Below are 13,715 nucleotides of genomic sequence, written 5' to 3' on the forward strand. Positions count from 1 at the left end.
GTTGTTGAGGTGATTTTACTATACCGTCAGCTCAATTTTAAACTGACCTCCTCTTTTACCCACCACAACCGGAAAGAGAAAGAATGCCAAAGAAGTCAATCTAACAGCAGAGTATAAATTTGTCCTTGCCTGTCTTTTTTTGGGGCTGGTCATTCTTTTTGTTCATTCATCTGGTCTATTTAATCTCGTCAGCGATCTCCAGTATTTGCAGGAAACAATTCAGCAAAGCGGGCTTTGGGGATATGGGATATTTATCTGCCTGTTTGTTATTGCCACGCTGTGCCTCATGCCCGGCAGCCTGCTGGTGATCGCCGGAGGGGTTGTTTTTGGCGCTTTCTGGGGGTCGCTACTTTCACTGATCGCCGCAACACTTGCCTCCGCGCTCTCTTTCCTGCTCGCCCGTTGGCTTGGGCGGGAACTCTTACTCAAATATATCGGCCATACCCCTGTCTTTCAGGCTATCGAAAACGGCATCGCCCGCAGTGGAACTGATTTTTTAATCCTGACGCGTCTGATCCCTCTTTTTCCCTATAACATCCAGAATTATGCCTACGGACTGACAGCAATTCCTTTTTGGTCATTCACCCTTATTTCAGCACTCACGACACTCCCCGGCATCATCATTTATTCGGTAATGGCTAATGAGCTTGCGACACAGGGCGTCAATGGTGCTTTTATTATCAAACTCAGCCTGGCTGGCGTTTTATTATTTATTTTAATACACGTAGCCAAACGGTATGGTCGGTATAAACAAATTGCTCTGCCTGACCAAAAAGCAAAAAAACAAGACGAGAATAATAATGCAACTGAGCAAGATCTTAGCTAAACAAACCATCACGCCAGATACGTTTGCGTTGAGCGGATGCGTTCAAAAACATACCGTAGATTTCTCTGTGACAAAACACGAAAATGAAGTCAAATTTGTCAGCAATAGCGCAATATTGCCCCCAGATGATACGCTGTAAACCATCGTTTTCCGCTATCACGGTTATAAAAATGCACAGCAAAAAACCGGGAATCGGTTATCTCCGCATTATCCTCATCCTGTTGGCGCTTCTGTGCGCCGCCCTGTGGATAGGGGTTCCGGCGGTCACGACCTTTATTCAACAAAGTATCAGCGCGTTTGCTTCGTTAGATCAGCACGCTATTGAACGTTTTATCGATTCATATGGCGCGCAGGCGGCAACGGTCTCCTTTTTCCTGATGATACTCCAGGCCATCATCGCCCCCCTCCCCGCCTTTCTCATCACGTTTGCCAATGCCTCACTGTTCGGCGCATTCTGGGGCGCAGTATTGTCCTGGAGCAGCGCCATGGTGGGGGCAACGCTCTGTTTTTACATCGCCAGGATCCTGGGACGCGACATCGTTGAAAAACTGACGGGAAAAACGGTTCTGCAGAGCATGGATACGTTTTTCACACGTTACGGGCAACATACTATCCTTATTTGCCGCCTGTTGCCCTTTGTTCCTTTCGATCCGATTAGCTATGCTGCAGGTTTAACATCCATTCGCTTTCGTCATTTCTTCCTGGCGACGGCCATCGGCCAACTGCCTGCAACCCTGGTATACTCATGGGCAGGAAGCATGCTAACCGGCGGCACATATTGGTTTATTACCGGGCTGTTTATACTGTTTGCTTTATCTGTAGCCGTTTTTGTTGCTAAAAGCCTTTACCGTGAACGTCAGAAGAGGAACTCCTGATGGCTTTACCGCCTCTGCGCGCGATCCCGCTTATTTTACGTCCCCAGGCCTGGTTGCACCGACGCCATTATGGCCAGGTGCTAAACCCTATTTACTGGTGGGGGCGGATCCCCTTTATTTTTTATTTGGTCTCCATGTTTGTCGGCTATCTGGAGCGTAAGCGATCGCCTGTGGATCCGCTTCTGCGCTCTCTGGTCAGCGCCCGTATTGCACAACTGTGTCACTGCGCGTTTTGTGTGGATATCACCAATATGAAAATTGCGCAGCGCACGGGCAGCATGGAGAAATTGCTGGCCGTGTCCGACTGGCAGAACAGCACGCTATTCAGCGAGACAGAAAAGCTGGCGCTGGCCTATGCGGAAGCGGCCAGCCTGACGCCGCCGCAGGTCGATGACGACCTGCGAGCTAAATTATCTGCACACTTCGATGCACAGGCGCTGACAGAGCTTACCGCGCTCATTGGTTTACAAAACCTCTCCGCACGGTTTAATTCATCAATGGACATTCCTGCGCAAGGGCTTTGCCGCCTGCCGGACGAAAGTAACACAACGTCAAAATTATGATTCGCGATTCTGAGAGGTCATTATGCGCGGTATGCGTAAAGGGATAGCGTGCCTGAGTACGTTGCTGCTCTGTTCACAGCTTGCGGTGGCGCAGACTGCTCGCTGGCAGGCAATTGAGCAAGAAGCACAAGGCCAGACCGTCTGGTTCAACGCCTGGGGCGGTGATGCGGCGGTCAATCAATACCTCGACTGGGTCAGCGGCGAGGTTAAACGCGATTACGCCATTAACTTGCGGATCGTGCATATTGCCGATGCGGCTGATACGGTCAAACGCATTCAGACCGAAGCCAAAGCCGGGCGCACCTCCGGTGGTTCAGTAGATCTGCTATGGGTGAACGGGGAAAACTTTCGCACCCTGAAAGAAGGTGGCCTGCTGCGCACCGGCTGGGCTGAACAGTTGCCCAACTGGCAGTATGTCGATACACAAAAACCGGTGCGCGAGGATTTCTCCGTCCCGGTAGAGGGCGCTGAGTCGCCGTGGGGCAGTGCGCAATTGATGTTTATCGCGCGTCGCACACAGACCCCTGAGCCACCGACATCGCCGCAGTCGCTACTGACGTTTGCAAAAGCCCATCCCGGAACCGTTACCTACCCGCGTCCTCCAGATTTTACCGGCACGGCATTCCTGGAGCAGTTACTTATTAACCTGACGCCCCGTCCCGATGCGCTGAAACATCCGCCGCAGAAAGCGACCTTCGCCGACGTTACCGCCCCGCTCTGGCGCTATCTCGATCAACTGCATCCCCTGCTATGGCGCGACGGGCGAGATTTCCCGCCGTCCCCGACACGGATGGACACGCTACTGGCACAGGGGGCGCTGCGCCTATCGCTCACTTTCAATCCGCTGCATGCGCAGCAAAAAATCGCCACCCGGGAACTGCCTGAAGATAGCTATAGTTTCGGTTTTCAGGACGGAATGCTCGGTAATGTCCATTTTGTCGCGATCCCGGCGAATGCCCGTGCCAGCGAGGCAGCCCAGGTTGTGGCGAATTTTCTGTTGTCCCCGCGGGCGCAACTGCGCAAAGCCGATCCGGCAATTTGGGGCGATCCCAGCGTACTTGACCCACAAAAACTGGCGGCGTCGCAACGTGACGAACTCGCTGCGCGTATCTCGCCCACCCAGCCAACGGTGCTGGCCGAGCCCCACGCCGCCTGGGTTAATGCGCTGGAGCAGGAATGGCTACGCCGCTACGGTACGCATTAATCACACTCGTCTGTGTGGGCATGCTGCTTGTTTATCTGCCGCTGTTTACGGCGGTGGATTTTCTTCGCCCTGCGCTGTCAGCAGAGAACGGCTTATTGCTGGTTAACGATCCGCAATTCTGGCAGGCGCTTAGCGCGACGCTCATCTCCTCGCTGGTCGCCACGGGCGGTGCGCTGGTGTTAACCCTGCTGATTATCGCCACGCTGTGGCCTTCCCGTGCCTGGCAGCGTTTCACGACACGCTTGCCTCTGCTGCTGGCACTGCCGCACGTTGCGTTTGCATCTGCCGCATTATTGCTGTTCGCCGAGGGCGGCGTTATCTACCGTTATCTTCCCTTTATGCACGCTCTCCCGGACAGATATGGCCTCGGCCTCGGCGTGGTGCTGGCCGTAAAAGAGAGCGGTTTTCTGCTGTGGGCCAGTTGGGCTGTGCTTGGTGAAAAACGCCTGAGTGAACAAGTGGTGGTATTACGCTCGCTGGGATACGGGCGTTGGCAGTGTTTACGCTATCTGATTTTACCCACACTTTTGCCGGCGCTGGGTATCGCCCTGCTTGCCACCACCGCGTGGACGCTCTCAGTGGTCGATGTGGCGTTGATTCTTGGCCCCGGTAATCCCCCAACTCTCGCAGTGCTGGCGTGGCAGTGGCTCAATCAGGGCGAGGAGTCTGCGCAAATTAAGGGGCAGCTTGCCTGCGCGGTATTACTGGCGCTGCTGGTGATGCTGGCGCTGTGCGCGCGCGTGTTATGGTTCGTCTGGCAGCGCCTGTTCCCCGGCCTGCACGGGCGGCGTTATCCGCAATCCACACGCCTCAGCGCTCCGCTCGCCGGCTATCTCCTGCCGCTGTGCGGCCTGCTTTGCGCGCTGACGCTTCTGCTGCAGGCGCACACCGCGCTGCCGGACGAATTAATATTGAGCAACAGCCTGTGGCTGGGTCTGCTTGCCGCTCTCTGTGGCGCGGCGCTGTGTCTGTTGTGGCTGGAATGGGGGCCGGTATGGCTGACGCCCTGCCTGTGGCTTCCGCTGATTCTGCCTGCCTTGCCGCTGGCGGCCGGGCAATATCAGCTTGCGCTATATGGCTGGCTTGATGGTGAATTTATTACCGTGTTATGGGGACATCTGTTGTGGGTTATTCCCTGGATGCTGTTTGTGCTGCGCCCGGCATGGCAGCGCATCGATCCGCGTCTGGTATTGATTGCCCGCACTCTCGGCTGGCATCAGGCGCGCATTTTTGCGCAAATCAAATGCCCGCTGATAATTAAACCGTTGCTCTCTGCGCTGGCGATCGGTTTTTCAGTCAGTATCTCGCAATATTTACCCACCCTGTGGCTGGGGGCGGGTCGCGTTCCGACGCTTACGACAGAAGCGGTAGCGCTTTCCAGCGGTGGCGCTCCGGCACAGCTTGCCACACAGGGATTATGGCAGCTTTTACTGCCCGTTTTTTTCTTCACATTAACGGCGTTGCTGACGCGCGTCATCGGCCATTTTCGACGAGGACTGCGCTAATGTTGCAGGTAAAAAATCTCACGCTAAGGCAAAAAAATCAGCCGCTGCTGCACGATGTCAACTTCCGCGTTCAGCCCGGTGAAATCGTCACCCTGATGGGGCCATCAGGTAGCGGCAAATCGACCCTCTTTTCATGGATGGTTGGCGCGCTTTCTCCGGTATTTCAGGCGAGCGGCGAGCTCTGGTTAAACGGCGAACGCATAGATACCCTGCCGACTGAACTGCGCCGGGTAGGCATTCTCTTTCAGGATGCTCTGCTGTTTGATCATCTGAGCGTGGGGCACAATCTCCAGCTTGCCCTCCCCGCCACGATGCGGGGTCATCAGCGTAAAGCGGCCGTTAACGATGCGCTGGAGCAGGCAGAGATGAACGGTTTCTACACGCGCGATCCGGCGACCCTCTCCGGTGGGCAACGCGCCCGCGTGGCGCTACTGCGCGCCCTGCTGGCGCAGCCGAGAGCGCTACTGCTTGACGAGCCCTTTAGTCGCCTCGATAGCGCGCTGCGGGTCAGTTTCCGACAATGGGTTTTTGCGACCCTGACGGCGCAAAATATTCCGACATTGATGGTCACTCACGATCGGGCGGACGCGCCAGAGCATAGCCCCTGCCTGGAGGTTACGGAGTGGCAGTAAGTTGCGCATGGTGATATTTCAGATAATGTACTATTAAGGCGGGATAATAGTGCGTTAAAGCAAAGTATTTCACGTTACGGAGGCCCAAAATAGCACTCCATTTTATATTTTTCGGACGCTTCGATGAAACGTGTTTCTCAACTGTCTTTGCTGACCCTCGCCCTGGGGCTCTCCTCATCGGTATTTGCCGCTAATATGGCGCAAACGCTCAGTTTCTCTCATCTGCTCCAGCAAAACGGCGTGGCTATCGATACGCGCATGAGCGCGTTTTACAACGGCTGGCCGCAGAGCATCAACGGCCCGCAGGGGCATGAACCGACGGCGCTCAATCTGTCGGCAAGCTGGCTTTCGGCAATGAGCGACGAGCAGCTTACGGCCTGGGCGCAGCAGCATAAATTGCAAAAATCCACGGTTATTGCACTGTATGGCGACGATAACGCAAATCAGGCTGTCGCCGGGCGTTTGGAAAAAATTGGCTACACGCAAATCTCACGCTTAAGTGATGCCCTGCAGCAGCCGAATCGCCTGCAAAAACTGCCTCACTTCGAGCAACTGGTCTATCCGCAGTGGCTATACGATCTCCAGCAGGACAAACCGGTTACGGCAAAACCTGCGGGGAACTGGAAAGTCATTGAAGCGGGCTGGGGCGCGCCAAAATTATATCTGCTGAGCCATATTCCTGGCGCCGACTATATCGATACCAACGAAGTCGAAAGCGAACCGCTGTGGAACAAAGTCTCTGACGAACAACTGAAAGCGATGCTGGCGAAGCACGGCATTCGCCATGACACCAGCGTAATTTTGTATGGTCGCGATGTCTACGCCGCCGCCCGCGTGGCGCAGATTATGCTCTACGCCGGGGTGAAAGATGTCCGGCTGCTCGACGGCGGCTGGAAAACCTGGTCTGACGCGGGGCTGCCGGTTGAGCGAGGTACACCGTCGAAAATCAAACCTGAGCCAGATTTTGGCATCACCATTCCGGCGCAGCCGCAATTGATGCTGGATATGGAACAGGCACGCGGCCTGCTGAATCGCAAAGACGCCTCGCTGGTCAGCATTCGCTCCTGGCCGGAGTTCATCGGCACCACCAGCGGTTATAGCTACATTAAGCCAAAAGGCGACATCGCCGGTGCGCGCTGGGGCCATGCAGGAAGCGACTCCACGCATATGGAAGATTTCCACAACCCGGACGGCACCATGCGCAGCGCCGATGATATCGCGGAAATGTGGAAGAGCTGGAATATCCTGCCGGAACAGCACGTTGCATTTTACTGCGGCACCGGCTGGCGCGCATCGGAGACCTTTATGTACGCTCGCGCCATGGGCTGGCAGAACGTCGCGGTCTACGACGGCGGCTGGTACGAATGGAGCGCAAACCCGAAAAACCCGGTAGCAACGGGCGATCGTAAACCTGAATAGCGAAAACGCCTCTGTCGGGTAACGGCGTTACCCGACATGACCAGGCAGAGATACCGTAACGAGGGACTAACGTCACCTATCCACTGGAAGGAGGCATAAAATGGAATATCTCGGCAATCTTATACGGCTTCTGGTCGTTTGCGTGGTAATCATGCCCATCGTGGTCAGCATCATCGTGGCGGCGAAAACGAACCAGAATCATCCCGAAGGCCTCGACGAATCGGCGAAACAAGCACGCGTATGGCGCAACAGCATTCTGGCATTCTTAGGAAGTGCTGTTATTGGCTTTTTGCTCGTTTTAGGGGCAATCACCCACTAAGTAAGGTATGTCGCGCCCGAGGGAGTATCCCGGCAGCGAATGGATTAAGGATAATCAATATATGGGCGCACTGGCTAATTACATCGGAACTCTCGTGCTGGTATTGCTGGTGATCCTGCCAATCATCGTCGGAATCGTCGTGGCGCTGAAAAGTTGGCAGGAGCACGATGACGGGCCGGACTATATGGGTAAGCACTGGCGCGTATGGCGTAATGCGATTCTGGCAATCGTTATCAGCGTCGGCGTTGGCTATCTGCTGTTCATCGCCTGTCTGATGGGTTAACTGTTAATTTGTCGTTTCTCATACTCTCTCAGCGTCACATACCCTCCCCACACCCGATTAAACGTCGTAAGCCAGCACAGCGCGCCAAAAATCCACGCCAGCCAGGCAAAGTACGCCGGAAAGAGGCAGCAAAGCACAAATAACGCGATAGTTTCACTGCCTTCCGTCAGACCGCCGAGGTAATAAAACGATTTGTGCGCATAGCCGGGATTATCGATATTGTGTTTCGCTGCCAGCGCGGCAAAAGCCAGAAAGCTACTGCCGGTACCGATAAACGCAAACAGCAGCCATGCGCCGGCAATCGCGTTGTTCAACGGATCAGCAAGCACAAAGCCAAACGGCACCAGCGCGTAAAAGAGAAAGTCGAGGGCAATATCAAGGAACCCGCCAGCATCCGATAGACCCCGCCGCCTTGCAAGCGCACCATCCAGCCCATCACACAGGCGATTGACGACAATCGCCATTAACGCCGCGCCATACCACCCCAGCGCCAGAAACGGCAGCGCCAGTACCCCGAGGGCGAATCCAACCAATGTGACGCCATCGGGTGAAATCCCCCGACGATCAATAAAGCCTGCCGCGCGGTTAAGCCAGGGTTTCAGGCGTGGGTGCAAATGGCGATCGAGCATCGGATTTTCCTGTAGCAATAAGCGAGGCAAGGATATTATGGCACCCCATTCACAGGATCTTTGACCGTTATGCTAAAAACCATCGATGTTGTTGCCGCCATTATTGAAAAGGACGGAAAAATATTGCTCGCACAACGTCCTCCGCATGCCGATCAGGCAGGTTTGTGGGAGTTTGCCGGGGGTAAAGTCGAACAGGGAGAGAGTCAGCCCGACGCGTTGATTCGTGAACTGCGTGAAGAGTTAGGCATCCAGGTGGTGCCCTCCCGCTATATTGCCAGCCACCAGCGCGAAGTGTCCGGGCGAATGATCAACCTGCACGCCTGGCATGTTGTAACCTTCAGCGGGGAAATTATCGCCCACGAGCACAGCGCATTGGTGTGGTGCGCCCCCGAAGAGGCGTTAAATTATTCGCTGGCACCTGCCGATATTCCACTACTGCAGGCGTTTATTACTTCACGCGACGCCAGATAAGCGGGTTAGTACCGATCGTTTTTTCATCTCGCAGGCATTGCAGCAAACCGCCGTCGGTATTGATAACCGCCCCCTCTGAGTAATTCTCATTCTGGTAGACGCAGCACTGTGTGCAGCGCTGCGTTTGCTGCCCCTGGGTACTAAACACCTCCGGTGGCACATTGACTTCCACCTGCGGGCGAGCCATTGCCGCCCCAGCCAGCAACATTAGCAACCCTGCCAGATAATGCGTTTTCATCGCTAAACTCCTGTTATTTTCATCTCTGTAACGATCATATCGGCAAATTTCCCCGGCAACTTAAGTATAAATGAGCATCGTTTTTTATTATGACCCGCTATGACGCATTAATTTTATTCCAGCAAGGCATTTTTGCTTGTCAAACGTTAGCAACGTAATGATATAGTCAAAAACGTCACCACGTTAAAACATAAACACAACAAACACATACATCATTAATTATAAGAGGAACTTATACTTATGGATCAGGTTGGCTCTCTGGAAAACTTCCTTGCCCACGTTCAGCAACGCGACCCACACCAGACCGAATTTTCACAGGCAGTGCGTGAAGTCATGACCACCTTGTGGCCATTTCTGGAACAAAACCCACAATATCGTCGCCTCTCGCTGCTCGAAAGATTGGTTGAACCCGAGCGAGTGATCCAGTTCCGCGTGGTCTGGACAGACGATCGCAATCAGGTTCAGGTTAACCGTGCGTGGCGCGTTCAGTTCAGCTCGGCGATTGGGCCATTCAAGGGCGGGATGCGTTTCCACCCTTCCGTTAACCTGTCGATTCTGAAATTCCTCGGCTTCGAGCAAACCTTCAAAAACGCCCTCACCACCCTGCCTATGGGCGGCGGCAAAGGCGGCAGCGATTTTGACCCGAAAGGCAAAAGCGAAGGCGAAGTGATGCGCTTCTGTCAGGCGCTGATGACTGAACTTTATCGTCATCTTGGCGCAGACACCGACGTCCCGGCGGGCGATATCGGCGTTGGCGGGCGCGAAGTGGGCTTTATGGCGGGGATGATGAAAAAACTCTCCAACAACACCGCCTGCGTCTTTACCGGGAAAGGTCTTTCGTTCGGCGGCAGCCTGATTCGCCCGGAAGCCACCGGCTATGGCCTGGTGTATTTCACCCAGGCAATGCTTAAACGCCACGGTCTGGGCTTCGAAGGGATGCGCGTTTCCGTCTCCGGCTCCGGTAACGTGGCGCAGTATGCAATTGAGAAAGCGATGGAGCTTGGCGCGCGTGTCGTCACCGCATCTGACTCCAGCGGCACCGTGGTAGACGAAAGCGGCTTTACCAAAGAAAAACTGGCGCGTCTGATTGAAATCAAAGCCAGCCGTGATGGCCGTGTTGCTGATTATGCGAAAGAATTTGGTCTGGTTTATCTGGAAGGCCAGCAGCCATGGTCGGTACCGGTTGATATCGCCCTGCCGTGCGCCACTCAGAACGAACTCGATACCGACGCGGCTCGTGTGCTCATTGCCAACGGCGTTAAGGCGGTAGCCGAAGGCGCGAATATGCCGACAACTATCGAAGCCACCGAACTGTTCCTCAAAGCGGGCGTACTGTTCGCACCGGGTAAAGCCGCTAACGCAGGCGGCGTGGCAACCTCTGGTCTGGAGATGGCGCAAAACGCCGCTCGTATGGGCTGGAAGGCAGAGAAAGTCGATGCGCGCCTGCATCACATCATGCTGGATATTCACCATGCCTGCGTCGAGCACGGCGGCGAAAGTAAGCAAACCAACTATGTGCGCGGCGCCAACATTGCAGGCTTCGTTAAAGTCGCGGATGCGATGCTGTCGCAGGGTGTGATTTAACGAGAAATGCCTGATGCGCTTCGCTTATCAGGCCTACGAGTGGGTGCAATTCATTGAAAACTGCACTCTTGTAGGCCGGGCAAGCGCAGCGCCCCCGGCAAAAGTGCGGTGAAAATGCCTGATGGCGCTTCGCTTATCAGGCCTGCGCAACTAATGCATACCAGCCAGACCAATTCTCATATGCACCAATAATTATTTGAATAAATTATAAGCACTGTCCATGACCTCAATTGCGGATTTCAATTTTGGCAGCTGATAATAATCGACGGCTTCCTCAAAAGCCTCAGGATGGAAATAATCAGAAAATTGATAAGTGGCATTCTCCCCTTGAGACATGGCATTTATAACCCGCTCTGCGTCTTTCCCTGTAAAGAAAGGATCACCTGATTTCGTTTTAAACTCTTCACCATCAACCTTGATACTGATTAATGGATAAAATTCCTTCGCCCCAAGACTAATGAGATGACCGTTCGGAATATCGATTGACTTTAACTCAGGCACACGTTGAATCGTAAGGTGACTCACTTCAATAAAACATCCTTTGAAACTAACACTTACTTTGGATTTAACATCTTCCCACGGCCCACTCATATCACAGGTGAGTGATATCCCGCCTATATCACCAAGGAATGTATTTCCGATAGAAGAAACCTCATAAGAACGATCTCCGATCATGCCCATTTCTCTGACGACAATGTTTCCTTCTTTTTTATCAACGCCCGATGGAATGAGCAAGCAAATCACCTTTCCTTGAGGCATAACCTTCTTACCTCTTAGCAGGTCATCCTGATCAATTGAGAATATCCTATTTGAGATACTCTCTGTGCCTTTATTAAAATATTCATCACATGATAAAGCCTTAATCGTATTTTGGCTTTCGAGCTTTGTTATCTCCTGAGCAGATAACTTTCGGAAAAAACTATCAATGTATCGTGATTTTATAGCCTCATTATATGTCTCGGCGCTGACGCTCGATACTGAGAAAATCCCAAATAGCATAACTGAAATTAGAATTCTGTTTTTCATCATAGTTCTCGCGAGTAATTTGGCCGCTGTAAAAGTAAAACGTAGCTGAGCTACCAGGCCAGGATGTATAACCGTGTATCGATGAAAACAATTTTATCCCTGCAAAAAAAATATCCAACGGATTCTCTTAATCCGCTGGATATTTCAGAATTTGACTCGCGAAGCGTGGATCTGCGCGCGATTACGCTATCGCCCCACTCCCGGCTTCATCCGCTGGCGGGCTTTTTTTCGCACTACGTTTACGCGGCGCGCTTTTTTTCTTATCACCTCCGTCACCCGGCGCGACAATACCGCGGAAGCGTCTGACCGGGGTGCTCCGCGCCTGGTCAATCAACTGATACAGCGTCCCTACCAGCGGCTGCATAAAGTCCTGATAACGGCACTGCTTTTCGCTGATTTGCGTCAGCATGGACTCCCAGTGCGCAGTCATATCCGGGCGTGTCGCCATTTCCGGCAGCGAATGAAACAGCGCTTTTCCGGCGTCGGTCGAGTGGATATAACGTCCTTTCTTGGTCAGGAAACCACGCTTAAACAGCAGTTCGATGATTCCGGCACGCGTGGCTTCGGTGCCGAGCCCGTCGGTGGCGCGGAGGATCTTTTTCAGATCTTTGTCCTGCACAAAACGGGCGATCCCGGTCATAGCGGAAAGGATCGTGGCATCGGTGAAGTGGCGCGGCGGCTGGGTTTGTCGCTCCACCACTTCGCCTTTCTCACACAGCAGCTCATCGCTTTTCGCCACCACCGGCAACGGCGTGCCGTCGTTCTCTTCATCGCGCTCTTTACCGCCCAGCAGGGCGCGCCAGCCCGCTTCTGCGAGAAAACGCGCTTTAGCGATAAACTTGCCGTTAGCGATATCAAGGTCTATCTGACATTTGCGGAAGACCGCATCCGGACAGAACTGCATCAGATACTGGCGCGCTACCAGGGTGTAGATCTTCGCTTCGTTTTCCGTCAGGTTAACGTTACTCGCCCGTGCGGTTGGGATAATCGCGTGGTGGGCATCGACTTTTTTGTCATCCCAGCAGCGATTATGCGTATCCGGGTTCACCACCGGTTGTGGCAGCAACTCCGGCGCATGCGCGCCAATCGCATTCAGCACCGCGTGCCGCCCGGCAAAGTGCTCTTCCGGCAGGTAACGGCTGTCAGAACGCGGATAAGTGATAAGTTTGTGGGTTTCGTACAGCTTCTGGCAGATATCGAGGACGTTCTGCGCGCTCAGGCCAAAGCGTTTCGCCGCTTCAATCTGCAACGCGGAGAGCGAAAACGGCAGCGGCGCGGGTTCTGATTCCCGTTTATCGTTATACGCGGTGACGATGGCGGGCTGGCCTTCAATCCGCTTAACCACATGATCGGCCAGCGCACGGTGCAACAGGCGGCCCTCTTCATCCTGATAAGGCTCACAGGCTTCGCTCGGCTGCCAGACGGCGGTGAAGCGTTCATCCTTTGGCGTGACGATATGCGCCTTTACTTCGAAGAAGTCTTTGGCGACAAAGTTTTCAATCTCTTCATCGCGGCGCACTACCAGCCCCAGCACCGGCGTCTGTACCCGGCCGACGGAGAGTACCCCGTTATAACCCGCGTTACGCCCCAGAATGGTGTAGGCGCGGGTCATATTGATGCCGTAGAGCCAGTCGGCCCGCGCACGGGCCAGCGCCGAGACACACAGAGGGATAAATTCACTGTTGGCGCGCAGGCGCGTAATCGCCCGCTCAACCGCCTGTGGGTTCAGGTCATTGATTAAACAACGCTGAACCTGCTGACGTTTTTCAGGCGGCAGCGAAAGGTAGTCCAGCACTTCGTCCACCAGCAGTTGCCCTTCTCTGTCCGGGTCTCCTGCGTGGATGACTTCACTGGCTTCATGCAGAAAGCGTTTAATAACGTTAAGCTGTTTGGTCACCGAAGGGCGCGGCTGCAGTTGCCACTTCTCCGGAACGATCGGCAAATCCTGTAGATTCCAGCGCGCAAAACGGCTGTCATACGCGTCCGGTTGCGCCTGTTCAAGAAGATGGCCGATACACCAGGTCACCACCTGGCCGTTACCACATTCGATATAGCCGTCGCCCTTACGATGGGGTTTCGGCAGGACATCGGCGATAGCACGCGCCAGGCTGGGTTTTTCCGCAATAAACAGGCGCATCGGC

Annotated in this window: 15 protein-coding genes; 11 read left to right on the forward strand and 4 right to left on the reverse strand. The window is 54.1% G+C overall.

All coding sequences use genetic code 11. The features are described 5' to 3' along the window. Positions 1 to 139 precede the first annotated feature (139 nt). The 9 genes from VSR74_RS03740 to VSR74_RS03780 all read left to right on the forward strand — a co-directional run bounded on the left by VSR74_RS03740 (position 140) and on the right by VSR74_RS03780 (position 7,626). Positions 140 to 826, forward strand: coding sequence for a TVP38/TMEM64 family protein (locus VSR74_RS03740; RefSeq protein ID WP_347793459.1), 687 nt, complete (start codon positions 140 to 142; stop codon positions 824 to 826). Between the two features lie 170 nt (positions 827 to 996). Next, positions 997 to 1,701, forward strand: coding sequence for a TVP38/TMEM64 family protein (locus VSR74_RS03745; RefSeq protein ID WP_347793460.1), 705 nt, complete (start codon positions 997 to 999; stop codon positions 1,699 to 1,701). Then, positions 1,701 to 2,264, forward strand: coding sequence for a carboxymuconolactone decarboxylase family protein (locus tag VSR74_RS03750; RefSeq protein WP_347793461.1), 564 nt, complete (start codon positions 1,701 to 1,703; stop codon positions 2,262 to 2,264). Before VSR74_RS03745 ends, VSR74_RS03750 begins: the two co-directional genes overlap by 1 nt. Positions 2,265 to 2,295: 31 nt before the next feature. Continuing rightward, entirely contained in the window at positions 2,296 to 3,468 is a 1,173-nt protein-coding gene (locus VSR74_RS03755) for an ABC transporter substrate-binding protein (RefSeq protein WP_411914225.1), read from the forward strand. Continuing rightward, on the forward strand, positions 3,441 to 4,973 hold the full coding sequence (locus tag VSR74_RS03760) for an ABC transporter permease subunit (RefSeq protein ID WP_347793463.1): 1,533 nt from the start codon (positions 3,441 to 3,443) through the stop codon (positions 4,971 to 4,973). The genes VSR74_RS03755 and VSR74_RS03760 overlap by 28 nt, the downstream gene beginning before the upstream one ends. After that, the gene (locus tag VSR74_RS03765; RefSeq protein WP_347793464.1) at positions 4,973 to 5,605 is read left to right on the forward strand and encodes an ATP-binding cassette domain-containing protein; all 633 of its coding nucleotides are present in this window, start codon (positions 4,973 to 4,975) and stop codon (positions 5,603 to 5,605) included. Before VSR74_RS03760 ends, VSR74_RS03765 begins: the two co-directional genes overlap by 1 nt. A 123-nt stretch (positions 5,606 to 5,728) precedes the next feature. Then, a complete protein-coding gene (locus tag VSR74_RS03770; RefSeq protein WP_347793465.1) occupies positions 5,729 to 7,024 on the forward strand; it encodes a rhodanese-like domain-containing protein in 1,296 nt (431 codons plus the stop codon). 100 nt (positions 7,025 to 7,124) lie between these two features. Beyond that, on the forward strand, positions 7,125 to 7,343 hold the full coding sequence (locus VSR74_RS03775; RefSeq protein ID WP_347793466.1) for a hypothetical protein: 219 nt from the start codon (positions 7,125 to 7,127) through the stop codon (positions 7,341 to 7,343). A 7-nt stretch (positions 7,344 to 7,350) separates the two neighbouring features. After that, complete coding sequence (locus VSR74_RS03780) at positions 7,351 to 7,626, forward strand: hypothetical protein (protein WP_347793467.1); 276 nt, start codon at positions 7,351 to 7,353, stop codon at positions 7,624 to 7,626. Here VSR74_RS03780 and VSR74_RS03785 read toward each other — a convergent pair. After that, positions 7,623 to 8,255, reverse strand: coding sequence for a CDP-alcohol phosphatidyltransferase family protein (locus VSR74_RS03785; RefSeq protein WP_347793468.1), 633 nt, complete (start codon positions 8,253 to 8,255; stop codon positions 7,623 to 7,625). The two genes, VSR74_RS03780 and VSR74_RS03785, sit on opposite strands and share 4 nt — an antisense overlap. Positions 8,256 to 8,324: 69 nt before the next feature. Between VSR74_RS03785 and VSR74_RS03790 the strand changes: the two genes are divergently transcribed. Then, entirely contained in the window at positions 8,325 to 8,726 is a 402-nt protein-coding gene (locus tag VSR74_RS03790; RefSeq protein WP_347793469.1) for a pyrimidine (deoxy)nucleoside triphosphate diphosphatase, read from the forward strand. Here the strand turns inward: VSR74_RS03790 and VSR74_RS03795 are convergent. Further along, positions 8,704 to 8,964, reverse strand: a complete 261-nt coding sequence (locus tag VSR74_RS03795) for a DUF1496 domain-containing protein (RefSeq protein WP_347793470.1) — start codon at positions 8,962 to 8,964, stop codon at positions 8,704 to 8,706. The two genes, VSR74_RS03790 and VSR74_RS03795, sit on opposite strands and share 23 nt — an antisense overlap. A gap of 240 nt (positions 8,965 to 9,204) precedes the next feature. Between VSR74_RS03795 and gdhA the strand changes: the two genes are divergently transcribed. Beyond that, on the forward strand, positions 9,205 to 10,548 hold the full coding sequence (gene gdhA, locus VSR74_RS03800; RefSeq protein ID WP_347793472.1) for an NADP-specific glutamate dehydrogenase: 1,344 nt from the start codon (positions 9,205 to 9,207) through the stop codon (positions 10,546 to 10,548). A gap of 192 nt (positions 10,549 to 10,740) precedes the next feature. Here gdhA and VSR74_RS03805 read toward each other — a convergent pair whose 3' ends face one another. Beyond that, the gene (locus VSR74_RS03805) at positions 10,741 to 11,577 is read right to left on the reverse strand and encodes a hypothetical protein (RefSeq protein ID WP_347793473.1); all 837 of its coding nucleotides are present in this window, start codon (positions 11,575 to 11,577) and stop codon (positions 10,741 to 10,743) included. Between the two features lie 178 nt (positions 11,578 to 11,755). Then, positions 11,756 to 13,711: a DNA topoisomerase III gene (locus VSR74_RS03810; RefSeq protein WP_347793474.1), complete on the reverse strand. Its 1,956-nt coding sequence runs from the start codon at positions 13,709 to 13,711 to the stop codon at positions 11,756 to 11,758. Positions 13,712 to 13,715: the final 4 nt, after the last annotated feature.

This window comes from Pseudocitrobacter cyperus (assembly GCF_039889165.1).
Taxonomy (GTDB): domain Bacteria; phylum Pseudomonadota; class Gammaproteobacteria; order Enterobacterales; family Enterobacteriaceae; genus Pseudocitrobacter; species Pseudocitrobacter cyperus.

Excerpts from the sequence above, each read along its gene's own strand:
- VSR74_RS03805 (WP_347793473.1), bottom strand. The coding sequence starts at position 11,577 with ATGATGAAAAACAGAATTCTAATTTCAGTTATGCTATTTGGGATTTTC.
- VSR74_RS03765 (WP_347793464.1), top strand. The coding sequence starts at position 4,973 with ATGTTGCAGGTAAAAAATCTCACGCTAAGGCAAAAAAATCAGCCGCTG.
- gdhA (WP_347793472.1), top strand. The coding sequence starts at position 9,205 with ATGGATCAGGTTGGCTCTCTGGAAAACTTCCTTGCCCACGTTCAGCAA.
- VSR74_RS03810 (WP_347793474.1), bottom strand. The coding sequence starts at position 13,711 with ATGCGCCTGTTTATTGCGGAAAAACCCAGCCTGGCGCGTGCTATCGCC.
- VSR74_RS03795 (WP_347793470.1), bottom strand. The coding sequence starts at position 8,964 with ATGAAAACGCATTATCTGGCAGGGTTGCTAATGTTGCTGGCTGGGGCG.
- VSR74_RS03755 (WP_411914225.1), top strand. The coding sequence starts at position 2,296 with ATGCGTAAAGGGATAGCGTGCCTGAGTACGTTGCTGCTCTGTTCACAG.
- VSR74_RS03790 (WP_347793469.1), top strand. The coding sequence starts at position 8,325 with ATGCTAAAAACCATCGATGTTGTTGCCGCCATTATTGAAAAGGACGGA.
- VSR74_RS03770 (WP_347793465.1), top strand. The coding sequence starts at position 5,729 with ATGAAACGTGTTTCTCAACTGTCTTTGCTGACCCTCGCCCTGGGGCTC.
- VSR74_RS03775 (WP_347793466.1), top strand. The coding sequence starts at position 7,125 with ATGGAATATCTCGGCAATCTTATACGGCTTCTGGTCGTTTGCGTGGTA.
- VSR74_RS03750 (WP_347793461.1), top strand. The coding sequence starts at position 1,701 with ATGGCTTTACCGCCTCTGCGCGCGATCCCGCTTATTTTACGTCCCCAG.
- VSR74_RS03745 (WP_347793460.1), top strand. The coding sequence starts at position 997 with ATGCACAGCAAAAAACCGGGAATCGGTTATCTCCGCATTATCCTCATC.
- VSR74_RS03785 (WP_347793468.1), bottom strand. The coding sequence starts at position 8,255 with ATGCTCGATCGCCATTTGCACCCACGCCTGAAACCCTGGCTTAACCGC.
- VSR74_RS03760 (WP_347793463.1), top strand. The coding sequence starts at position 3,441 with ATGGCTACGCCGCTACGGTACGCATTAATCACACTCGTCTGTGTGGGC.
- VSR74_RS03780 (WP_347793467.1), top strand. The coding sequence starts at position 7,351 with ATGTCGCGCCCGAGGGAGTATCCCGGCAGCGAATGGATTAAGGATAAT.